This is a genomic window from Nitrosomonas oligotropha, from assembly GCF_900106555.1.
GTDB lineage: Bacteria > Pseudomonadota > Gammaproteobacteria > Burkholderiales > Nitrosomonadaceae > Nitrosomonas > Nitrosomonas oligotropha_A.
The window spans coordinates 20023-43869 of record NZ_FNOE01000004.1; the positions used below are offsets into that span (position 1 = coordinate 20023).

Here is a 23847-nt window from a genome sequence, read left to right on the forward strand (position 1 = left end):
ACATTCGTAACACATTATCATGGCTCGATTTAAGGAGGTATGGTTTTGGAAAATAAGATAACGTTGATCACGGGTGCCAGCCGGGGTATCGGGCAAGCCATCGCAATCAAAATGGGACAATCGGGCGCTGTCGTGATTGGAACTGCAACCACGGAAAACGGTGCTGGTGCGATCAACCAATATTTGGAAAAATCCGGTATCAAGGGAATGGGGATCGCTTTAAACGTAAACGATGCCGAGCAAATCAACCACACCCTCCAAACCATCCGGGAAAAATTCGGTGAAGTGGAAATACTGGTCAATAACGCCGGCATTACGCGGGACAATTTATTGGTGCGCATGAAAGACGAGGAATGGGACGATATATTGGAAACCGATTTAAAATCAGTATTCCGCTTAAGCCGTGCAGTTCTCCGCGCCATGATGAAAGCCCGCTACGGCCGCATTATCAACATTTCCTCTGTTGTCGGCGCTATGGGTAACCTGGGGCAGACCAATTATGCCGCCGCAAAAGCGGGGATATTCGGATTTAGCAAATCATTGGCGCGTGAAGTGGGCAGCCGAAATATTACTGTCAACTGTGTTGCACCTGGTTTCATCGACACTGACATGACCCGCGCACTAGCTGATGAATTCCAACAGAGCTTGATTCAACACGTTCCGCTGGGGCGATTAGGCCGCCCGGAAGAAGTCGCCTCGGCTGTCACATTCTTGGCGTCATCTGCAGCGGGCTACATCACAGGCACAACACTTCACGTCAATGGCGGCATGTATATGGATTAACACAGAAACGGAATAGATTGATTCAATCGGATTGTAAAATCAGATTAATCACAAAACAATCACAAAAAGTTCTTTATAATGCGCCACCTAATTAAAAACTTAAATAGGAAGTTATGTGCCCGCAGTCATGTTTTGGTTTTGCTGGCATACAAAATTTGTTAGAATGGCACGCATTTTTCTTACCTGAAAAGGAATACCTAGATGGAAAATATTGAGCAGCGTATTAAAAAAATTGTAGCTGAACAACTTGGTGTTAATGAAGCAGAAGTCAAAAACGAATCATCTTTCGTCAACGATCTGGGAGCGGACTCACTCGATACGGTTGAGTTGGTCATGGCATTGGAAGAAGAATTCGAATGTGAAATTCCAGATGAGCAAGCTGAAAAAATAAATACCGTCCAGGAAGCGATTGATTACGTCACCGCCAACACCAGCGCCAGTTAGTATTTTGTTTTTCAAGAACAAGTAAGCGGAGTTATTTTGTCCAAACGCAGGGTAGTCGTTACCGGATTGGGTATTGTGTCGCCAGTAGGCAGCACAGTATCCAGCGCATGGGAGGACATCATCTCAGGAAAATCCGGTATCACCCGGATAACCCGTTTTGATGCATCGAGTTTTGCTTCACAAATTGCAGGTGAAGTAAAAGATTTCGATATTCACCAATATCTTTCTGTAAAAGAAGCGCGCCGCATGGATGTTTTTATCCATTACGGCATGGCAGCGGCGATTCAAGCCGTCAAAGATGCGGGTATCGATGATATTTCCCGCCTTGATGCGGAAAAAATCGGCGTCAATATCGGTTCCGGCATCGGCGGCTTGCCGATGATCGAAAATACCGATACGGCGTACCATGCCGGTGGACCGCGCAAAATTTCCCCGTTCTTTATTCCCAGTACCATTATCAATATGATCGCGGGTAATTTATCCATCATGTATGGCTATAAAGGACCCAATATCGCGATCGTAACCGCTTGTACCACGGCTACGCATAGCATCGGCAATTCAGCCCGTATGATCGAGTACGGCGATGCCGATGTCATGGTGTGCGGCGGCGCGGAATCCTGTGTAACGCCGCTTGCCATCGGCGGATTTGCCGCGGCAAAAGCATTATCCGGAAACAATGACAATCCGGAAACTGCCAGCCGCCCTTGGGATGTCGACCGCGATGGTTTTGTTCTGGGCGAGGGTGCAGGCGTGCTGGTATTGGAAGAACTAGAGCACGCCAAACGGCGCGGCGCGAAGATTTATGCGGAATTGGCCGGTTTTGGCATGAGTGCGGACGCATTCCATATGACCGCTCCTTGTGACGATGGCGAGGGCGCTGCACGCTGTATGACCAATGCGCTCAAGAATGCGGGCATTAATACTACGGAAGTCGATTACATCAATGCACACGGCACATCCACTCCGTTGGGTGATATTGCCGAAACCATCGCAGTCAAACGCTGCTTCGGTGAACACAGCAGTAAACTGGCGGTCAGCTCAACGAAATCAATGACCGGGCACTTGCTCGGCGCAGCCGGTGGCGTGGAGGCGGTTTTCTCCGTACTCGCAATCCATCAGCACATTGCTCCGCCGACCATCAACTTGGTCAATCAAGATCCGCAGTGTGATCTGGATTTCATTCCCAATACCGCACGAGACATGAATATCAAAGTTGCGCTATCCAATTCCTTCGGGTTTGGAGGGACTAACGGAACGCTCGTTTTCCGTAGCGTATAAATCATCATCTGTGGCGCATGCACACGCTGAAACGCCTCCTGTTCTATGCGTTTTTCGCAACCATCCTGCTCATCGGATGGTTTTATCTTCATGTTCATTCCAGTATCACACTGCCAGTCAAGCCGTATGAATTTTCTATCCGGCATGGCAGCAACCTAAAACAAACCGCCCAGCAACTGGCCGACGCCGGTGTCATCCACACCAAATGGTCTTTAATCCTGTTGGCGCGTTACTTGAACCTGGAATCCGCCATCAAGGCCGGAGACTATCTGCTGACCGAGAATATCACCCAGATTGCGCTGTTAAACTATCTGACTAAGGGCGATGCCAAACAGCATGAAATCAGAATTCTTGAAGGCTCGACATTTGCACAGCTGCGAAAAACATTGAATGAACATCCGGCCATACAAAATCATACGGCCGGACTCAGTGACCCGGAAATTTTACGCTTGATCGGCGCGGCTGAAAGTGCTGCCGAAGGACTGTTCTTCCCCGATACCTATTTTTTTGTGCGCGACAGCAGCGATATCGAAATCTTGCAGCGCGCCTATCGCACCATGCAGAATCACTTGCAAACCAGCTGGGAGTCGCGCACCGGATCTTTGCCGTTAACCTCGCCGTATGAAGCGCTCATTCTAGCTTCGATCATTGAAAAAGAAACCGGCTTGGAGAGTGATCGCGCTGAAATAGCTGGTGTATTTACCAACCGGCTGCGCAAAGGGATGCGGTTACAAACGGATCCCACCATTATCTATGGCATGGGCGAGCAGTTTAACGGTAATTTGCGCAAACAAGATCTGCTTGCGGATCAGGAATACAACACATATACTCGCGCAGGTTTGCCGCCCACTCCGATTGCCCTGCCCAGTCTGGCTTCCATTCGTGCGGCAGTGAATCCGGCTGAAACGGATGCGCTGTATTTTGTGGCAAAAGGCAATGGAGAATCGCAATTTTCCACTAATCTGGCAGATCATAATAAAGCGGTAAATAAATACCAGAAGCTACACAAATAAAATCATGCCGCCAATCACCACGCCTCAACGTTAATCTGTGGAACTACATGACTCAATTTTCGATTGTAGTACCCGCATTGAATGAAGCCGGGAATATTGATTTACTGTTAACTCGTTTATCCGCACTTAACTTTGCCCCGTATAGTTTTGAAGTTATTTTCGTTGACGACGGTTCTACCGATGGCGCACCGGACAAAGTGCGCGCATGGAGAAATCAGTCTAACGTTCATCTCATTGAGCGCCGCGATAAACCCGATCTGACCGCTGCGACTCTCGCCGGTATAGCCGCAGCCAAAAGTGATGTCATTGTCGTCATGGATGCCGATCTGAGTCACCCGCCGGAGCAGCTACCGGCAATCGTTACACCGGTTCTGAACGGAAACTACGATGTCGTGATCGGCAGCCGCTATGTAGCCGGTGGTAGTACGGAAAACTGGCCGCTGTACCGGCAATTATTGTCTCGCGCTGGCAGCTGGATTGCCCGCCCGCTGTGCGATGTGAACGATGCCACCTCGGGTTTCTTTGCCTTCCGCCGTGAATTGGCTGCCTGCATTTCCAATCATGCGCGCGGTTACAAAATCCTGCTCGAGTTGCTCATGGCCAATCAGGGAAAACTGCGCGTCACGGAGGTGCCGATCTGTTTCCGCGACCGCGCACAGGGTGCTTCCAAATTATCATTGTCACACCAGCAAGCCTATATTCAACGCCTGATCACTCTGGCCGGTGGCACAGCCACGCTGAATACCGCCGGACGTTTCGCCGCGGTTGGGTTATTCGGCGCATTAATTGACGCCGTCGTTTTTCAGTGGATGATCAGCCGTGACGCCGGACTTGCACTGGCTCACTTCATCAGTTTCTTCGTCGCCGCAGTCACCAACTATACATTTAATTCAAAGTGGTCATTCCGTGAGCACCATGCAGGTTATCTCAAATGGCATCAATTCGGCCGTTTTCTGACTGTCGGCGCACTGGCATTATTATTGCGCGGCGGTGTTCTGGCTCTGCTGGTTTATGTGTGGCATATACCGCCTTTATTAGCCATATTTCCCGCTATCGTGGCCACTGCAGCCGTCAATTATCTGGGCTCGGCCTTTTATGTATTCCCCAGCGAGAAAGATTTGCCCTCGTTGGATATACGCTGGCGTACCGCAGCGATCGGCATCGTACTGTTTGCCATATTATTGCGCCTGGTTTATTTCGGCCTGGCGCAGCTCATACCTGACGAAACGTATTACTGGCAGTATGCGCAACACATGGACCTGAGTTTCTATGATCACCCGCCCATGGTGGCGTGGTTAATCTGGTTTGGCACCGCTATTGCCGGTAATAATGAATTTGGTGTACGCATTGGCGCACTGCTGTGCGGCTCAATCACTTTGGGTTATTTGTACGCGCTGGCGCAGAATCTGTACGACAAATCCACCGCGATGCGCACATTATTATTGCTGGCCATTCTGCCGCTGGGATTTGGTTCCGGTCTGCTCATGACACCTGACGCACCGTTGGTCGCCGCCTGGGCTGCCACGCTGTACTACATGGAGCGCACTCTGGTTGCCGGTCAACGCACGGCTTGGCTAGGCATGGGAATCGCTTTTGGCGCCGGATTATTATCCAAATATACGATTGGATTACTCGGTATCGCAGCGCTGGTGTTTGTCATCCTGGATCCAACAGCGCGGCGCTGGATGCAACGTTCTCATCCTTATCTGGCGGCATTGCTGGCGTTATTACTTTTTTCGCCGGTCATTATCTGGAACTATGAGAATGACTGGGCATCGTTTGCCTTTCAATCGAATCAGCTGCTGACGGATGGTCATGAATTCGCCGTGCATTTTTTAATTTTTCACATTTTGGTGTTGCTTACCCCGATCGGCTTTGCTGCGGCACTGCTCGCCTTGTTCTCGAATAAACCCTCTGAGGATCGGCCATTCGAACGCAGGCGTCAGTTATTTGTACAGATCTTCACCGGCGTTCCGCTTTGTATTTTTTTCATCATCAGCACTTTTGAAACACCGCGTTTTCATTGGACCGGTCCGATCTGGCTCGCGGTTTTACCCGCCATCGCTTGGATGATCGGCCAAACGGATCAAGTCAGCGCCTTCGCCAGGCGGATTCAAGCCAGCTGGCGATTGACCATCATCAGCTGCATTTTTGTGTATGCTTTCGTGTTGCACTACGTGGTACTGGGAATACCGGGTATGCCTTATCATATGTTCACGGAACATTACTTCTGGCGGGAGACGGCGGGTGAGATCAAGCAAATTGCCGCGGAAGTGAAGCACCAGACCGGCCAGGAACCGATTATTGTCGGCATGAGCAAATGGTCTGTTGCCAGCGCGTTATATTTTTATACGCACGGCGATGATCCCTTGGATATCCGCTCACGTAATATGTTTGGCGACAGCGGCGCCATGTACGAATATTGGTTGCCTTCGCAGGAAGCGGCTGACCGCCCTATCATCCAAGTGGGCATGAAACGCCGCCACTTGGAAAGAACCCGCACAAAAAATGATATTAACCACATGCTGGATCACCCTGGCCCTATCGAATACCGGGTCATCGAACGCTACGGCACGCCGGTGCGGCGTGTCTATTACCGGATTTCCCAGGGATTCAAGGGAGTCAGCTGATCCGGGATACAGCCAAATCCTTTATTTGGCTTCATAATCGGCAATTTGCCAAGTATCATCTTTTGTTTTTGCCAGCGTAATGGTCTCCAATGCCAGACCGTTCTCCCCGAAAGTAGTGTAAAACTGCAGCACAACATACTCTCCGTCGGGAAATCCCGATAGCGACTTGGTCGCACCCGCGGTTGCAATATAACGCGCGGTTATTGCGCCACGCGGCGCTCTGATCGCAGTGATCGATTTAATCCATGCGCCTTCGGAAGTTTTCCCCTTGAATAGCGGCGATGCGTTCTCCCAGCTATCTTTATAATCGCCACTATCCACTATCTTTAACCATGCGCGCGCGCTGCTTTCAACTTTCTCGAGAAGACTATTGTCCTCTTGCGCATACCCGGTGCTGGTACAAAAAAGCAGCAATAACAGCATAATGAATCGTTTCATTGTTGAATACCTTGTCAGTAAAGTTTCTTTGAACATAGCATCAATCATGCGGGAAAAAACCTCCCATGATCCAGATCGAAGCGATCCCCAGTAAAATCAATGTTACTTGTTGAATGGTCGCATGAATCTCCGGGCGTTTATGCAAGCCGGGAATCAAATCCGACATCGCCACATAAATCATACTCGCCGAAGCGATCGCCAGTAACGGTTGCACCAGGAAATTCATGTTATGCAACATGAAATAAGCCAGCACACCGCCCACCAGCGTGGCAAAACTGGATAGCAGGTTCATCAAGAATGCCATGCGGCGCGTATATCCGGAATTTAGCAGAATAATGAAATCGCCCGCTTCCTGCGGGATTTCATGGGCGATAATCGCAATCGATGTCACGATCCCCAATTGCACGTCTACCATGAATGCCGCCGCGATCAAAATGCCATCGACAAAATTATGGAAAGTATCCCCGACAATCACCATCATTCCGCTACGTCCATGATCGTGATCGTGGTGACCGGCAGCGGATGAAACCGCAGCTACCGGCGCGTGTGATAGATCATGCGCCTCGCAATCTTCCAAATGGCAATGGCGCCACAGCACCAGCTTTTCCAGGATAAAAAACACCAAAATGCCAAGCAATACGATGAGCGTTATTTGCTTTGGATCGTCCGAATGTTCAAGCGCTTCGGGTAGAGTATTCAGAAAAGCAGCGCCCAGTAAGGCGCCGATGGCATACGATACCAGCATGGAAAGCCACGATACCCGGGCATTGAGTGCAAGTATTGCGGCAAACAGTAAACTCAATATTCCGCCCAGCAAGCTGGCGGTTATGATCCAGGTCAGCGTCGACATAAAACCAATGACAAAAGAAAGGCCGGATTATACGCTGTTACAATCTAATAAATTAACAAGTTAAAGAATTTTTACGCCAGCCAGATTAAGGCCGCCATGCGGCCGGTCTCACCATCCCGGCGGTAGGAAAAAAAACGCGCAGGGTCGCTATAAGTGCAAACGCCGCCGCCGTAAATTTCCGTAACACCCGCGCTGATCAGCCGCTGCCGCGCCAGCAGAAAAATATCCGCCAGCCATTTCTTTTCATGCTGACTGTTTGTGGGCACGAAGGCTTGCGCCGCCTGCGCGTCATGCCGCACAAAAGTGTCATAAACATCCTTGCCGACTTCAAAATGATCCGGACCGATCGCCGGTCCCAGCCAAGCCATCAACTTACGCTGATCCACCTGCATCGCAGCAATGGATTGTTCGATGATTCCGCCAGCCAGTCCGCGCCATCCGGCGTGCACAATACCCACCGTGGTTCCTGCCGTGTCGCAAAGAAACACCGGTAAGCAATCGGCCACCATGACTGCACACACAGTGCCTGACTCGCGGCTGAGAACGGCATCGCCTTCCGGCGTTGCCGCTTCGGCATGATCGATCCAGATCGGTGAGGTGCCATGCACTTGTTTCAACCATTTCGGCTCATTCGGCAAATGGCGGCGCAGTAAAGCGCGATTACGCGTCACATGCGTGACATCATCATTGACATGCGCCCCCAAATTCAACGAAGCGTAGATGTCATTCTCACCCCGGCTGACACCGCCATTGCGGGTTGTAAACAACGCTTTCACATTGGTTGGCGCCGACCAATCCGGGATTATCCAATCATTCATAGAGATCTACCAATCATTAACTACCGCGAGTGAATTCATACTATCTTTTACTGATAAAAATAAAGCTTATCTTAACCAGTCAATTAGAACGAAGAAAAGACATTTCTGGGTTAAAATACCGGCCATGAAAATCAACGATCCAACGTCAGTGCAAAAAGCATTGATCAGTTTACCCCGAAATTAAATCCTGATAATCGATCACTACAATACAAGCCCGATATAGGTGTCATAGATGAATTATATAAAAAACTTTGTAAATTTTACGCGCGCATTCATTATTTTTCCGGTCATCGCAGCGCTATTGACCGTTTCTACCGCCAACGCTTCTTCCGATGATGAAGCCGAATTTCTTAAAGCGGCATTCTCCGGACAGCCGGAAAACCTCAAGCAGTTACTGGACAAGGGAGTCAACGTCAATTACCAGAATGACAAGGGATTCAGCGCGCTGATCGTGGCTTCGCAATACGGGCACGCCGACAACGTCAACTTGTTGCTGGATAAGAACGCCGATGTCAATCTGAAAAACGCCGGTGGCGCGACCGCACTGATCATTGCCGCCAAAAACGGGCATGCGGATGTAGTCAACGCATTGCTGGCAAAAGGCGCACAAATCAATGCACAGACAACGGATGGCATCACCGCCTTGATGCTGGCGATTCAGAAAGGTCACGACGCCATCGCCAATACGTTGCTGGAAAAAGGCGCGGATATTCATTTGCAAACGCAGGACAAACTAACCGCTTTGATCATTGCCGCCATGGACGGCAGAGCCGGTATGGTCGACACCCTGCTGGAAAAAGGTGCGAAAATCGATGCACAGGCTGCCGACAATACCACCGCACTGTATATGGCAGCCAGAAACGGCCATACCGCGATTGTCAAAACGTTGCTGGCGAAGAATGCGCCGGTCGATATCGTAGCGATCAACGATACGACGCCACTCTACATCGCCGCACAGAACGGACATGGTGAAATTGTCGATGCATTACTGGCAAAAGGCGCGAAAACGGACGTGCAGGATAAAAACGGCGCAACACCGCTCACCCTGGCTGCGTTGATCGGTCACGCCAATGTGGTCAAAGCCTTGATCAAGCATGGCGCCAAAGTCGATCATCAAGCCACCAACGGATTCACACCGCTGATTCTGGCGGCGCAAAACGGCCATACGCCGGTCATTGAAATATTGCTGGAGAATGGCGCGAAAATCGATCTGCAAAACGACGATGGCATAACTGCCTTGATGTGGGCTGCATTACACGATCATGCGGACACTGTGAAAGTAATGTTGGCCAAAGGCGCTAACCCGAAAATCAAAAGCAAAACCGAAAAAACCGCAGCTGAAATAGCCAAGGATCCTGCCATCGTTGAGCTGTTGCAGGCTGCTGTGAAGTAATCAAACTATCCATCGACGCGATGTCCGAACTCGACAACCAGCCACGCAAAAAGTCTCTGGTATTCGCACATCGCGGTGCTAACCGGGAAGCGCTGGAAAACACCCGAAGCGCTTTCGATAAAGCGTTAGGGTATGCCATCGATGGCATCGAAACCGATGTGCAGTTGAGCCGGGATGAGATTGCGGTGCTATGGCACGACCGTTTTCTGAACAAAATCGGCTTGGACGGCAAACGCATCGACGATTTCGATTACCGCGAGCTCAAGGCATTGATTCATCCGGAATCGGACGGCGAGGGCATCATGACCTTGCAGGATTTTCTCGCCGCCTACCGTACGCGCTGCCGTTTATTGGTCGAAGTCAAAAATCGTGACTGGGAACAGGTTTCCCGTCACCAGCTGAAAATCCGCCAAACACTCGATTTGATTGGCGAGAGTCCGGAACAGCACATCGCCGTGTCGTCCTTCAACTTAGCCAGTCTCGTCTACGCACACCAATATCAACCGGAATTTCCGCTGATATACAATCTTGAAACCGATCAAACCATCGCGGATGTCCGTGCGCTATTAAGTACCCACGCATTTCTCTACGGGTTCTGTTTGCCTATTCAAATTACAGATCGCGCGATAACCGATCTATTGCGTGCTCACGGTAAATGCATCGCGGTTTATACGTGTAACAGCGATGCGGAAATCATGCAAGCGTTGCAGCTGGGCGTTGATATCCTGATTAGCGATGTGCCGCAACAAGCGCTGACGCTGCGCGATCAATGAAACGGGATTTTGCAGCATTACACTATCAACCCTTCGATCTTTTGGTGTGCGGCGGTGGTATCTATGGCGCGTGGACCGCGTATGACGCCGCATTGCGCGGCCTGAAAGTCGCTCTCATCGAACAAAACGACTGGGCCAGCGCCACGTCATCCGCATCCAGTAAATTGATTCACGGCGGGTTGCGCTATCTGGAAACATACGATTTCAAACTGGTCGGCAAATCGCTGAAAGAACGCACCCTGCTGCTGCATAACGCACCGCACCGCATTTGGCCGTTACGCTTTGGCGTACCCGTGTACGCTCAGCAGCGCCTAAACCGCCTGCAACTGAAACTGGGGTTAACGCTGTACGATTTCCTGGCGCATGACCCGGAACCACGCATGCAGCATCGCTATTTCAACCCGGAACAATTCACTGCACATTTTCCCGCACTCACCGAAGTTGCACTGAAAGGCGGCTTTACTTACGCCGACGCGCAAACCGATGATGCCCGCTTAGTACTGGAACTCACCGCCGGTGCCCTGGCAACTGGCGCACGCTGCGTCAATTACTGCCAGCTGGTGCGATTATTAGAAACCGATGGCAAAGCGGACGGCGCGATCGTCCGCGATCAGCTCACGCAAGCCGAACAGGCAATCCGTGCCAAGCAGATCGTTTTCACCACCGGCCAGTGGCTGGTAACCGAATCACCCAGCCGCGATTGGTGCCGCCTCGCCAAAGGTATCCACTTGCTCATGCCTGCTGTATTGAACGATGAAGCCTTGCTGCTGACAGCCCAGTCCGATGGCCGGGTGTTTTTTATGATTCCCTGGTATGGCTTAACGCTGCTCGGCACCACCGATACCGATTTCAAAGGCAATGTGGATCAGGTAAGCGCCGATGACAGCGATATCGACTATCTGCTCGCTGCCGCCAACGGCTATCTGAAAACGCCGTGGACCAAAGCCGATATCGTCGGCCGTTTTGCCGGTGTGCGGGTTTTTAAACAACCCGTAAAAACCACTTCTGCCAGTTCGCCTTCCGCAGTCAGCCGCGATTGGGAGCTAAAAACCGCCGCTAACGGTGTGCACTATGCCATCGGCGGAAAAATAACCTCATCGCGCCAGGACGCCGCCTGCATCGTCGACACGGTATGCGCGCAATTGGACATCAAACAACCTTGCGCCACGCAAAACAAGCGCTTTCCGTGGGCGCCGCAGGATACTTTTCCGGCGTGGTTTGCGGCAATGCAAGACCGCGCAGCGCAACTCGGCATCGATGCCGAGAGCGCAAGATGGTTGCTGCGCCGTCACGGCACACAAGTGGACGGAATTTTTCGCCGCATCGAAACAGATCCCAATCTGGCGCAACGGATCGTTCCAGCATTGCCGTTTATTGTTGCCGATCTGATGCACTGCGCAACGAACGAAATGATCATCCATCTCGACGATCTGTTACGCCGCCGCCTGCCGTTACTGATTCTCACCCAGCTGACGGAGGATCAGTTGCAGCGCATCGCCTTACGCGTTGCGGCATCCTTGCAGTGGACCGATACCCGTTTGCATCAGGAAATTGAGCGCTGCGCGCCGTGGATCGCACACTGATTTCAGCTGCTGCCGTTGCGCTCGATTTGGGTTCAACATCGATAAAAGCCGCTTTACTGGACCGGCGGGGAAACCTCCAACATATCGCCGCCCAACCCGCGCCCGCGATCGATAGCCGCGATGGGCGGTACGAAAGCAGCGCATCCGAATATGTCCAGATTGCCGCACAAGTCCTGCAAGACTGCATCGCACAAGCGGACAACAACCCGCCGCTGGGATTGTGCAGCCAGCGTTCGTCTTTTCTGATCTGGGATAAAGCCAGCGGAGAGCCGGTAACACCTTTGATTTCGTGGCAGGACGACCGGGGAAAAAGCTGTTACGAGCGCTTGCATGCATCCGAGGAAACCTTGCGTTCGCTGACTGGCTTGCGTTTGACGCCCTATTACTTCGCCCCCAAGCTCAGTGTTTTGTTGCAGGAGAATCCGGCATGGCGCGAGAAGCTGGTTCAAGGCGAATGGCTGGCCGGCACATTGGATACTTTTCTGATTTGGCGCTGGACGCAGGGCAGGCATTTTGTCACCGATGCTTCGATGGCCGCACGCACCCTGCTGATGGACATCCACCGGCAACAGTGGTCTGACACTTTATGTCATCTCCTTGATATTCCCCGCTCGATTTTGCCACACCTCAAGCCCTCCACCGGATTGAATTTGCCGTTGAATACCGGTGTAACTTTGCAAGCCAGCGTGGGCGATCAATCCGCCGCGCTCGTCGCCAGCCTGACCGATCGCTCTTCCGAAGCTTTAGTGAATCTCGGCACTGGCGGTTTCGTGATCCGCTCCCTTGCCGCGGACACATCAGCGTTTGGCGGCTATCTGCACACATTGGTTTATCAGAACAATCAGCAAGAAACGCAATTTGCCGTAGAAGGCACGCTCAACTCCATCGCCGCCGCACTCGCACCTTATCCAGTCAAGGATTGCCTCGTTGAAGATTTAGCGGCAAACGATATCTTTTGCCTGGCAGAACCGAGCGGTTTAGGCGCACCGTATTTTCGCAATGATTGGGGTATTCATTTCTCGCAATCCGTATCCGGTCTGACCACACGGCAAATCGGCGCGTTATTGCTCGAAGCCATTATTTTCCGGGTGTCACGCATTCTAGAAGATTTTCACCGGCACGCGCCATTGACCAGGATCTATCTGTCTGGCGGATTATCCGAACTACCTTGTCTGCAACATGGCATCGCGCAGTGCGCCCCTTGCCCGGTTTCACATTTGCAGCAAAAAGAAGCGAGTCTGCTGGGCGCGGCATTACTCGCGAGCGAACATAAAATAGGATGCCATCGGCACGCCAAGGACATCACGGTTCTCAATGACAACAACGCTTTAGTCAAAAAATACCAGCGCTGGAAAGTCTGGTTCGATGCGTTATTGAAAACACCTAATCATTAACCTTAAAAAGGTTACCCGCACAAATTATCAATCCTGTAGAATCCGCGTTGCGAATATTTAACCAGTTTATTTTTCTCTAGCATTTAACAAGAATTCATTGCATAACAGCATGATATACAATGCATAGCTAACGACAATCGCTGTTAGTTATGGTGATTAACCTCGTAAACATTTAAAAAGGAAATTTTATGGCAACAAATATACCTGGCTATACCTACGGTACCGCTGCTGTTGGAAAATCTCCCGTATCCCTGGATGATTTCGCCAAACTGAAACAAGCATCGCTATTCGGTGATGACGATGTGCGTTATCTGAAAATGTCGCACGACATATTGAAAGATCAAGTCGAGCAAATTCTCGACGTGTGGTACGGTTTTGTCGGCTCAACTCCTTTCCTGTTGCACTACTTTACCAATGCATCCGACGGTCAACCCAACATGGACTACCTCGGTGGCGTGCGCAAACGTTTTGGCCAATGGATTCTGGATACCGCCAATGCGGAATACAATCAGGATTGGTTGAACTATCAACACGAAATCGGTCTGCGTCACCACACCACCAAGAAAAACACCACGGACAACGTCAAAGCGGTACCGATCATTCATGTGCATTACATTTTTGCCTTATTGATCCCGATCACCACCACCCTGCGTCCGTTCCTGGAAAAAGGCGGTCATTCCCGCGATGATGTGGATCGCATGCAAGACGCATGGCGCAAATCCGTGCTGATGCAAGTGATTCTGTGGTCACAACCTTACATCAAACAAGGCGAGTTCTAATTTCGCACTGGAGAGCGGTCCCCCGCTCTCCATCCTGAATCCGCATATTCACTTTCAATTCCAAGCTGGCCATGCATCTTTCGATCGTCATCCCTGCTTTTAACGAAGAACAGCTGATCCTCGACTGTTTGGACTCCATCAAATTATCAGTCGGCGCCAACGCAAAACCCGGCTTTACCCATGAAGTCATTGTCGTGGACAACAATTCCAGCGACAAAACTGCGGAACTGGCCACGCAAGCAGGCGCAAAAGTCGTATTCGAGCCGATCAACCAGATCGGCCGCGCACGCAACACCGGCGCGGCCGCCGCTACTGGTGACTGGCTGCTGTTTGTCGATGCCGACAGCTTGTTGAATCCCGGTATGGTCACCGACATTCTGCACATGATCGAATCGGGTAAATACGTCGGTTGCGGCAGTGTCATGCACATGCCCGGTCTGCCGTGGTGGGGTAATGCCGCGATGCGGCTATGGACTGTGTGCTCAGTCACTTTTCACTGGGCATCCGGCGCGCTGGTCGTTTGCCGTACCGATGCGTTTCGCGACGTGGGCGGCTTTAACCAGGAAATGTTCGCCGCCGACGAAATCGATTTGAGCGAACTGCTGAAAAAATGGGGCCGCAAGCACGGCTTAAAATTCACCATATTGACTCGCCACCCGCTGGTGACTTCACCTCGTAAGGTAAAACTCTATACCGGCCGGGAAATCACCAGTCAGATTTTCAGTGTCATATTCAGTCCACGTAAGGCCTTGCAGGACAAAAAGAAACTGCCGATTTGGTACGACGGGCGGCGCTAATGTAAATTGTAATACCTGACTTTTCATGCAGTTCTCTATTCCACCCCCCATACCTCCGAACACAACTCACTTGCCTTCCCTTAAGCTTGCGCTGATTTGTGGCGGCACCGGCGCCGAACATATTGGCAGCATCGAAAGCGCTCTCTGGCTTTTGAGTCAGTTCCGGCGGGATCATCAGCTAGGATTCTTTTATCAATATCTGATCAGAGAATTAGCCATAATTACCGCTTCGGATAAACGTACCTCTCCTGAAACATCTGCAAAGCAATCACAACCCCACCAATGACGGAATTTTGATCGCAGGCTGCACGCTTGCCTTACTCCGAGTCATCAGATTGGCATTTCTTATTTCTAAGCCAGCACAGTATTAACAATTTCAGAAAATCACCTTTCTTATGAAATATTTATCTTATATTTCATGTGACTTTTCTCATATCACATAGCACATAACTTATCTACACTTTATTTCCGCTAATTCAACATGACCAAAGCCAATACCCATTGATTCCAATAGGATTTATACCATTTTTAGCAATCACTGAGCATTACATTGATGTCAAATGTTAGAAATTTAGTTCTTTTATCCACAATGAAGGAGGAAATAAATGAAACACCAAAATATCAGAAGAATCGCATTTGCAACTTTGGGCACCGCAATGTATTTTTGCAGCCAGCTCACAATTGCAGAAACGATCGTAACAAAATGGAATAATGCTGCGCTGGAAGCCATCCGCACCACACACCCAGGCCCGCCAATTGTGGCTAGATCCCTGGCAATCACACATACTTGCATGTTTGATGCGTGGGCAGCCTATGACAAAAAAGCAAAAGGCACGCAACTAGAAGATCATCTGCGCCGCCCTGTCAATGAACATACTCATGCGAATAAAGCAAAAGCCATGAGCTATGCTGCTCATAAATGCTTATCCGATCTGTTCCCTACACAGGTTACCAGCTTCAATAGTGTAATGAGTGCATTAGGCTATCCTTTGGATAATTTGATCGATACCTCCACCCCAGCGGGTGTTGGCAATACTGCAGCCGCAGCCGTAATTGAATTCCGCCACCATGACGGTTCCAATCAATTGGGCGATCTGAATGGCGGAGGAGCGCCCTACAGTGATTACACCGGATATACACCGATCAACACGTCTTCATCCATCAACGATCCGAATCACTGGCAGCCATTATCGGTCGGCGGGCACGATCAGGCTTACATTGCGCCGCATTGGGGAAATGTGAAACCTTATGTGCTGAAATCCGGCTCGCAATTCCGGAAAGATATTCCTGCACCCGCCAACTATAAAACCGAGCCGGAGCGCTATCGTATTCAAGCGCAACAAGTTGTCGATTACGGCACTCATTTAACCGACGAGAAAAAAGTCATCGCTGAGTACTGGGCGAATGGTCCGTTATCCGAACTGTCACCCGGACATTGGACATTGTTTGCCACATTCGTATCGGATCGTGACGCGCACAACATCGATCAAGATATCAAAATGTTTTTCGCTTTATCCAATGCTATTCTGGACGCCAGTATTGTGTCGTGGGATATCAAACGGTATTTTGACTATGTCAGACCCGTTACTGCCATACACTTTCTCTTCGCTGGTCAACATATTCCCTCATGGCAAGGGTTAATCGACGGTGCCGATTGGAAACCTTATCAAGCCGCCAGCGTAGTTACGCTTCCATTTCCGGAATATTTCTCGGGACACAGCATCTTCAGTGCCGCAGGTGCGGAAACACTGAAGCTGTTTACCAAAAGCGACAACTTCGGACATAGCGTAGTCATACCGGCCGGATCATCAAGAGTCGAGCCCGGTACCGTACCGGCTAAAGATATTGTCCTCTACTGGGCTACTTTCTCCGATGCTGCTGATGAAGCCGGTGTTTCCAGACGCTACGGCGGTATCCATTTCATTGACGGCGATTTAGTGGCGCGCAAATTTGGACGTATCATAGGACAAAGCGCGTGGAAAAAATCGTTGAAACATTTCGGTGAGCATAGCAATAACAAGGGCAAATCCGATAAGAATGAACGAGAATAAAAGCTTTTATTTGATTCGCCGATAAAATTTACTCTAATTAGAATCAGCACCATAGCAGCAAGAAGACTATCAATCCCCGCTTGGCGGTCTTCTATTCAGCAATTATCCCGCCGCCAAACCTACTCCCTTTCGGAACTTTCTCTGCAAGTAATTTCAACTTAATTCAGCGGATGTGACTTTTCTCACAGCCAGTTTACTCTAGGTTATTTAGACTATAACCACTAGTTCAACAAGACTATAGCCGGTCTTCATTTATTGAATTAGACTACGCCCCATTTTAAGCCCTCGGCAGAAAACTTTGTTGAGCTAAATTCCGAAAAAGATTTGGCTTTTTTATCCACAAATAGGAGAAAGTAAGTGAAGAACAACATTAAGCTGCAAGCAATATCAGCATTATTTATTATGCTGGCAGCACCCGCGTTTGCCAAAGATAGCCATGATCACGATGACGAGCGTGATCATCATTCAAACCGCCTGCCTAATATGTTTAGCGCAGAGAATAGTCATGGGAAAGATGCGACCTATAGCACAGCAGGTTTTATTGATCTTAATAACCCATTCTTCAAAAGCATTGGAACAAATGGCCGCAGCTGCGCTTCTTGCCATGCACCGGACCAAGGATGGACCATTACCCCGCAAGAGGTAAAGAAACTTTTCAATAAAACAAAAGGTCTGGATCCGCTTTTCCGTTTGGTGGATGGCGCCAACTCTCCCCTCGCAGATGTAACTACGGTTACAAAACGCCGCGCGGCTTATAGCATGCTGCTGGAGAAAGCCAATATCCGTGTGGGAATCGGTATTCCCAGCGGTGCGGAATTTGAATTGATCGAAGCCGATGATCCTTACGGCTTCGCCAGCGAAACCGAATTGTCTCTATTCCGCCGCCCGATGCCAACCACCAACCTGAAGTTTCTCAGCGCCGTCATGTGGGATGGTCGCGAAACAACCCTACAGCCAGGCTCCGGTGATTGTATTTTTGGCACATCGACTTGCTTCTCTCCGGTATCGTTTGACTTGGGCACACAAGCCAATCACGCCACACGAGGCCATGCCGAAGCATTGCGGGATCTGACCGAAGAAGAGCGCGATGCGATCGTGGCATTCGAATCCGGACTGTTCACTGCGCAAATCAAAGATAATGATGCCGGCGAACTTACCGCAGAAGATGCACTCGGCGGACCTAAAGCGCTGAAAAAGCAAAAGTATCACTTTGGCATTAACGATACATTAGCGGGTGACTACAAAACACGCGAACCTTTTGATCCCAATGCGATGTCGCTCTATGACAGCTGGAATCGCTTTAAAACAACCAAATCCACTCATGGCACCAAAAGCGCACGCGCTGCCATTGCACGCGGACAAGCGCTATTCAACAGCAAACCGATCTTGATCAAAGGGGTAAAAGGCATTAATGATGACCTGGCTGTAAGCGTACTGCCAGGTACATGCACAACATGCCATAACACCCCGAATTCGGGCAATCACTCCACCCCGATGCCTCTGGATATCGGTATTGCCGATGAATCACGCCGCACACCGGATATGCCGCTGTACACCCTGAAAAACAAAACGACGGGTGAAATCGTCAAAACGACCGATCCAGGCCGTGCATTGCTGACTGGCAAATGGAAGGATATTGGCCGCTTTAAAGGACCGATCCTGCGTTCGGTTGCTTCACGCCCACCTTACTTCCATGATGGTTCTGCACCGGATCTGCAATCCGTGGTTGAGTTTTACAACACCCGCTTCAGTATCGGTCTGACCGAAAGAGAAAAAGCCGATCTCGTGGCTTTCCTCGCAGCGTTGTAACATTGTAAAACTGCATCCGCCGGTAGGGGGATGCAAACGGGCCAATTTATGCTGAACTGGATAAATTGGCCCTTCATCAATCCTTGATCCCCCTGCGCCGCAACCAGTATTTTTCAAATTCAATCACTACAAACAATATCAAGCTCACTGCGGCAATACGTCCCCAAGCCGCCGCATCCAGTGCAACGGTGCCAAATAGCTGTTGCATGACGGGTAAATAAGTAAGCAGCAACTGCAATATCAGTAACGAACCCGCCGCCAACACCACATAGGGATTACCCAGCATGCCCTGGCGCGAGCACACGGAAGCAATCAAATAGCGGCAATTGAATAAGTAGACGATTTCACATAACACCAGCACATTCACCACCACGGTGCGGCCAAGCTCAACACTCGAACCTTGCGCCAGCTCCCAGAAATACAAGGCAAAGCTGCCGCCAATCATCAAGAGCGTGACAAAAACGATACGCCACACCAGGAAACCCGACAAAACCGGCGCATGCGGATCATGCGGCGGACGTGACATCACGCTCATTTCGGGCCGTTCAAACGAAAGAGAAATCGCCAAAGTCACCGTCGTGACCATATTGATCCATAAAATTTGCAGCGGTGTAACCGGCAACGCCATTCCAAACATGATCGCCAGTAGCACCAATCCGGCTTCACCGCCATTGGTCGGCAGCACATACACCATTGTTTTTCTGATGTTATCGTAGACTGTGCGGCCTTCTTCCACAGCATGCGCAATCGACGCAAAATTATCGTCCGTCAGCACCATTTCAGCCGCTTCCTTAGCCACCTCGGTACCTTTCCGTCCCATGGCTACACCAATATCGGCGCGCTTTAAGGCTGGTGCATCGTTCACACCGTCGCCGGTCATGGCAACAATTTCACCGTTATTCTGTAAAGCGTTCACCAGACGCAGTTTATGCCCCGGATCGGCGCGGGCAAAAATATCCACATCCGCAGCCGTCCGGCGCAATTGCGCATCGTCCATATCGTCCAGCTCAATTCCCGTCACGGTCCGTTGACCATCCCCAATGCCCAGGCTTGCGCCAATCGCAGCGGCGGTGATGCGGTGATCGCCGGTAATCATTTTGACGCGAATGCCCGCGGCATGACATTGTTGTACTGCGGTAATGGCTTCCTCTCGCGGCGGATCGATAATACCAACCAATCCGAGCAAAGTGAACCCGGTTTCCATATCGGACATTGCCAATGTGTGTTGTTTTACCGGCATCACACGGCTGGCAATGGCGAGGATACGCTGCCCGTTTTCGCTTGCCTCGCGTATTCTGGCCTGCCAGAAATCGGATTGAAGCGGACGGTCTTCGCCTTGGCTACACTGGTGATTACACATAACCAGCACCCTTTCCGGAGCGCCTTTGACATAAACCAGGCTGTGCCCGGTGTGGTCATGATGCAGTGTCGCCATAAAACGGTGCTCCGGCTCAAACGGTATCACGTCAATACGCGGCAGCTGCTCATGTTCCTGCGTAGGATCCAGCGCGGCCTTCATCGCCAAGGTAATCAGCGCACCTTCTGTCGGATCGCCTTGAATTTCCCAAGTATCATTGCTCTGCCGCAACAGCGCGTCATTACACAAAAGACCAGCGCGGCACAGTTCCCGCAGATCGGCATGGTCAACACTGGAAATCTCCGCTCCATCCCTGCTAAAACTACCCTTTGGCACATAACCCGCGCCACTGACCTGCAATTGATCATCGGCAGTGACCACACGTTGCACGGTCATCTCGTTGCGCGTCAACGTTCCGGTTTTGTCGGTGCAAATGACAGTCACGGCACCCAGCGTTTCGACCGCCGGAAGTCTACGTACAATGGCGCTGCGCCGCGCCATATTCTGCACTCCCAATGCCAGCGTGATTGTCATGATGGCCGGTAACTCTTCCGGAACGGCTGCGATCGCCATGCTGACTGCCGCCATAAAAATTTCACTGAGCGGATAGTCTTGCCATAACAATCCGTACACAAAAATACCGGCCGCCAGCAACAAAACCACCAGTGTCAGCCAGCGGGCAAAAATCGCCATTTGCCGCAGGAGCGGTGAGGTCAGTTTATCGACTTGCGCGATCATCTGACTGATACGGCCGATCTCGGTCTGCTGGCCGGTGGCAACCACGATGCCCGTTCCTTGTCCATAAACCACCAGCGTACCGGAGTACGCCATGCAGAACCGGTCTCCTATAGCTGTCACGGCCTCAACCTCACTAATGGATTTCTCTACCGCTTGTGATTCTCCGGTCAACGCGGCTTCCTCTATACGCAGGTTTTTACAGTGAAGCAAGCGCAAATCGGCCGGCACCTTGTCGCCCGATTGCAGCAGGACAATATCACCGGGCACCAGCTGCTCTGCCGGAATCTGTTCCCGTTGACCCGCGCGTATCACAATCGCAGCAAGCGACAGCATGCGCCGGATTGCATTGAGCGCTTTTTCTGCTTTGCCTTCTTGCACGAAACCGATGATGGCATTAATGACCACCACACCAAGAATGACACCGCTATCCACCCAATGCCCGAGAACAGCAGTCAACACCGATGCAACCAGCAAGATATAAATCAGCACATTATGAAACTGCAATAGAAACCGCATCATGGCACTCTTCGCCTGCGGAGGCTTCAAACGGTTTGCGCCATAGCGCTCAAGTCGCCGCAGTGCTTCCGTTTGCGTTAGTCCGTCGCTTCCGGTATTCAGCACATCCAGCACCTGCTGCGGTGGACAGGTATGCCATACAGGTGTTCCGCCGTCTTCCGATGAGTGTTGATGCGGCATAAGTGTTTTACCTTTGATGAAATTTGTCCGGTTGCATTGCATCCATTCCATAGACCGGCACCGGCAGGAATAATTTGTATTTCATTATTCAGTCCGGCTACAATGAAAACAATCTTTTTTCACTTAACACAGCAAATGGGGCTTTCTATGAAATACTCTATCATTCTGATAACGCTGGCGGGCATGTTGTTTACCGGCCTTGCACAAGCTTCGGGAGGCCGGGTGCCGTTCGCGCACCAGGTAATTCCCGTACAAAATTACAGCCGCGCTACGGAACAAGTCGCCATATCAGGAATGATCAGCGATGGCGGCGTGCAAGCACTATCAGCTACCGGTTTCAAAACGGTTATTGATTTGCGTACCAAGAACGAAGGAACTGCCGAAGAAAAAGGATTGGTCGACTCGGTTGGCATCGCCTATTTCAACATTCCAACGACAGTGGCCGGCATCACTAAGGAGCAAGTGGCGCAATTCGCCAAAGTGTTCGAAGCGGCGCAAACGCCGGTACTCATTCATTGCGGATCGGGTAACCGGGCAAGCGCTATGTGGGCTAGCTATCGCATCACCAAAGGCATCGATCCTGAAGTAGCGATCGAGGAGGCCCGCAAATCCGGCTTGCGTCCTCCACTGGAAGAAAAACTACGTGAAATCATGCTGAACTGAACGTTGGCTTCACCTGCCAACCGGCTCAACGCAACCTAAAAGCATTCATGAATGAAACACTCGCAGGAACTACAGCAGGTTCTGCTGTAGTTCCTGTTTTGCTGTTGGCAACCAACAGATCGCCGAACATGTTCCTTGTAACATACAGAAAAATAAGATAATCCATGGCAATCGCTAAACCGGTTCACGAGAAACCGCCGCCAGAAGGATACCGTAAAGCCGACATCTGTATGATCGCGCCTTTCCTTCAATCGGAGTGATTTTTACAATACAGACTAAATAAAGTTTCCATGATTTTGACGGCGTCCTGGCTTGCCAAACTGTAGTAAATGTATTTTCCTCGACGCTCCGTCGCAACCAAATTCTCTTCACGCAACACCGTCAATTGTTGCGACAGTGTGGGTTGATGAATACCCAGCAATTCTTCCAGTTCGCCCACATTCCGGGTTCCTTTGGTCAATTCGCATAAAATGAGCAGCCGGTCTTCGTTAGCCAATATTTTCAGTAAAGCGCAAGCCTCCGATGCGGATGAATGCAGCGCTGCGATATTGTTTAAGGCTGAATCTGTTTTCATGATTAATTAATTCTTTACGTTAACTTATATTAATAAGATTAGGATAACAAAATAATATTTTGTTGAGCGATTAAGATTCTAATCCATTTGCATCAAATCAGCCACGATCTTGCGTCATCCGGTAGATCCCCATCCCCAATAGCATTGCAACCAAAAATACCAGCGCATCACTATTGCCCGTCCCCGCTAATACCAAGGCCGGCCCGGGACAAATGCCTGCAATACCCCAGCCGATTCCGAACATAAGACTCCCTAAAAGCAAGCGGCTATCTATTTTAGCCATGCCAGGTATCTGCATCGGTAAGCCAAGATAGGATCGCTCGCGCTTTCTTGCCAGCATAAAAGCGATAGTACCGACAGTCACTGCACCGCCCATCACCCATAGCAATGTAGCATCCCAATCGCCCGTCACATCAAGAAATGCCAAAACCAGTGCCGGATTAACCATGCCTGAGCCGATAATCCCGAAACCGAAAATAATCCCAGCGATTAACGCGATAAAACTAATCATTTTGATTCTCCGATAATCAATTTATCCAGGCTAAACTAAAACATGCCGCAACAAATAAACCGCTGCGAAACCAGTCAGCATGAATACCACCGTCGCTGCAATGGAGCGCGGCGAACGGCGCGATAAACCGCACACACCATGACCGCTGGTACACCCCGAACCCAGACGGGTACCATAGCCCACCAATAGGCCGACAAACGCGAGCATCACATGGCTAGTTTCTATTTGTATTGGCGGCATGTCAAAAAAAGCTTCCAGATGACCGCCGATACTATAAGTCCCAAAATAAACGCAACATGCCAGCTGACGTCGCCTTTCTTTAACCGGTATAATCCACCCACGATTCCCGACATGCCTGCAATGCGGCCTTCAAAAAATAGTAGCAAGGTCACGCAATGCCTATGACAAAACCACCGGTCAGCGCATGCCATGGTATTAAATCAGAAGTGATAGACATGATTGATTTCCTCCTTCT

Annotated in this window: 21 protein-coding genes; 14 read left to right on the forward strand and 7 right to left on the reverse strand. The window is 50.5% G+C overall.

Going from position 1 to position 23847, the window contains the following annotated elements; all coding sequences use genetic code 11:
- The first annotated feature begins 39 nt into the window (after nt 1–39).
- The 5 genes from fabG to BLU57_RS03610 all read left to right on the forward strand — a co-directional run bounded on the left by fabG (nt 40) and on the right by BLU57_RS03610 (nt 6148).
- Nucleotides 40–783: a 3-oxoacyl-ACP reductase FabG gene (gene fabG / locus BLU57_RS03590; RefSeq protein WP_090316319.1), complete on the forward strand. Its 744-nt coding sequence runs from the start codon at nt 40–42 to the stop codon at nt 781–783.
- 201 nt (nt 784–984) lie between these two features.
- Nucleotides 985–1227 (forward strand): acyl carrier protein, encoded by a 243-nt coding sequence (gene acpP, locus BLU57_RS03595; protein WP_090316324.1) that lies wholly within the window; start codon nt 985–987, stop codon nt 1225–1227.
- A 36-nt stretch (nt 1228–1263) separates the two neighbouring features.
- The gene (gene fabF, locus BLU57_RS03600; protein ID WP_090316326.1) at nt 1264–2505 is read left to right on the forward strand and encodes a beta-ketoacyl-ACP synthase II; all 1242 of its coding nucleotides are present in this window, start codon (nt 1264–1266) and stop codon (nt 2503–2505) included.
- Nucleotides 2506–2522: 17 nt separating this feature from the next.
- Nucleotides 2523–3518, forward strand: a complete 996-nt coding sequence (gene mltG / locus BLU57_RS03605) for an endolytic transglycosylase MltG (RefSeq protein ID WP_090316328.1) — start codon at nt 2523–2525, stop codon at nt 3516–3518.
- Between the two features lie 47 nt (nt 3519–3565).
- Entirely contained in the window at nt 3566–6148 is a 2583-nt protein-coding gene (locus BLU57_RS03610; RefSeq protein ID WP_090316331.1) for a glycosyltransferase family 39 protein, read from the forward strand.
- A gap of 21 nt (nt 6149–6169) precedes the next feature.
- Here BLU57_RS03610 and BLU57_RS03615 read toward each other — a convergent pair whose 3' ends face one another.
- The 3 genes from BLU57_RS03615 to pgeF all read right to left on the reverse strand — a co-directional run bounded on the left by BLU57_RS03615 (nt 6170) and on the right by pgeF (nt 8254).
- Nucleotides 6170–6586 (reverse strand): DUF4019 domain-containing protein, encoded by a 417-nt coding sequence (locus tag BLU57_RS03615; RefSeq protein ID WP_090316645.1) that lies wholly within the window; start codon nt 6584–6586, stop codon nt 6170–6172.
- A gap of 40 nt (nt 6587–6626) precedes the next feature.
- A complete protein-coding gene (locus BLU57_RS03620; protein WP_090316333.1) occupies nt 6627–7436 on the reverse strand; it encodes a ZIP family metal transporter in 810 nt (269 codons plus the stop codon).
- A 71-nt stretch (nt 7437–7507) separates the two neighbouring features.
- Complete coding sequence (pgeF, locus tag BLU57_RS03625; protein ID WP_090316336.1) at nt 7508–8254, reverse strand: peptidoglycan editing factor PgeF; 747 nt, start codon at nt 8252–8254, stop codon at nt 7508–7510.
- A 232-nt stretch (nt 8255–8486) separates the two neighbouring features.
- On the opposite strand from pgeF, the gene BLU57_RS03630 reads away from it, so the two are divergent.
- From BLU57_RS03630 to BLU57_RS03665, 8 genes are all read left to right on the forward strand, one after another.
- The gene (locus tag BLU57_RS03630) at nt 8487–9647 is read left to right on the forward strand and encodes an ankyrin repeat domain-containing protein (protein ID WP_090316341.1); all 1161 of its coding nucleotides are present in this window, start codon (nt 8487–8489) and stop codon (nt 9645–9647) included.
- A gap of 20 nt (nt 9648–9667) precedes the next feature.
- On the forward strand, nt 9668–10420 hold the full coding sequence (locus BLU57_RS03635) for a glycerophosphodiester phosphodiesterase (protein WP_090316344.1): 753 nt from the start codon (nt 9668–9670) through the stop codon (nt 10418–10420).
- Nucleotides 10417–12003: a glycerol-3-phosphate dehydrogenase/oxidase gene (locus BLU57_RS03640; protein WP_090316347.1), complete on the forward strand. Its 1587-nt coding sequence runs from the start codon at nt 10417–10419 to the stop codon at nt 12001–12003. Before BLU57_RS03635 ends, BLU57_RS03640 begins: the two co-directional genes overlap by 4 nt.
- Nucleotides 11988–13397 carry an FGGY family carbohydrate kinase gene (locus tag BLU57_RS03645; RefSeq protein WP_256206110.1) on the forward strand — a complete coding sequence of 470 codons (1410 nt, stop codon included), beginning with the start codon at nt 11988–11990 and terminating at the stop codon, nt 13395–13397. The genes BLU57_RS03640 and BLU57_RS03645 overlap by 16 nt, the downstream gene beginning before the upstream one ends.
- Nucleotides 13398–13585: 188 nt before the next feature.
- Entirely contained in the window at nt 13586–14176 is a 591-nt protein-coding gene (locus BLU57_RS03650; protein ID WP_090316350.1) for a protoglobin domain-containing protein, read from the forward strand.
- A 71-nt stretch (nt 14177–14247) separates the two neighbouring features.
- On the forward strand, nt 14248–14973 hold the full coding sequence (locus BLU57_RS03655) for a glycosyltransferase (RefSeq protein ID WP_090316353.1): 726 nt from the start codon (nt 14248–14250) through the stop codon (nt 14971–14973).
- Between the two features lie 605 nt (nt 14974–15578).
- The gene (locus tag BLU57_RS03660) at nt 15579–17024 is read left to right on the forward strand and encodes a vanadium-dependent haloperoxidase (protein WP_090316358.1); all 1446 of its coding nucleotides are present in this window, start codon (nt 15579–15581) and stop codon (nt 17022–17024) included.
- A 357-nt stretch (nt 17025–17381) separates the two neighbouring features.
- Nucleotides 17382–18833 carry a cytochrome c peroxidase gene (locus BLU57_RS03665; protein WP_090316362.1) on the forward strand — a complete coding sequence of 484 codons (1452 nt, stop codon included), beginning with the start codon at nt 17382–17384 and terminating at the stop codon, nt 18831–18833.
- A 76-nt stretch (nt 18834–18909) separates the two neighbouring features.
- Here BLU57_RS03665 and BLU57_RS03670 read toward each other — a convergent pair whose 3' ends face one another.
- Nucleotides 18910–21624: a cation-transporting P-type ATPase gene (locus tag BLU57_RS03670; RefSeq protein WP_090316650.1), complete on the reverse strand. Its 2715-nt coding sequence runs from the start codon at nt 21622–21624 to the stop codon at nt 18910–18912.
- Between the two features lie 147 nt (nt 21625–21771).
- Here BLU57_RS03670 and BLU57_RS03675 point away from each other — a divergent pair, with 147 nt between their 5' ends.
- Nucleotides 21772–22287, forward strand: coding sequence for a protein tyrosine phosphatase family protein (locus BLU57_RS03675; protein WP_090316365.1), 516 nt, complete (start codon nt 21772–21774; stop codon nt 22285–22287).
- A 247-nt stretch (nt 22288–22534) separates the two neighbouring features.
- On the opposite strand, the gene BLU57_RS03680 is transcribed toward BLU57_RS03675, so the two are convergent.
- From BLU57_RS03680 to BLU57_RS16815, 3 genes are all read right to left on the reverse strand, one after another.
- Entirely contained in the window at nt 22535–22861 is a 327-nt protein-coding gene (locus tag BLU57_RS03680; protein WP_090316368.1) for an ArsR/SmtB family transcription factor, read from the reverse strand.
- A gap of 97 nt (nt 22862–22958) precedes the next feature.
- Nucleotides 22959–23372 (reverse strand): DUF6691 family protein, encoded by a 414-nt coding sequence (locus tag BLU57_RS03685; protein ID WP_090316371.1) that lies wholly within the window; start codon nt 23370–23372, stop codon nt 22959–22961.
- A gap of 30 nt (nt 23373–23402) precedes the next feature.
- On the reverse strand, nt 23403–23612 hold the full coding sequence (locus BLU57_RS16815) for a YeeE/YedE family protein (protein WP_371113136.1): 210 nt from the start codon (nt 23610–23612) through the stop codon (nt 23403–23405).
- Nucleotides 23613–23847: the final 235 nt, after the last annotated feature.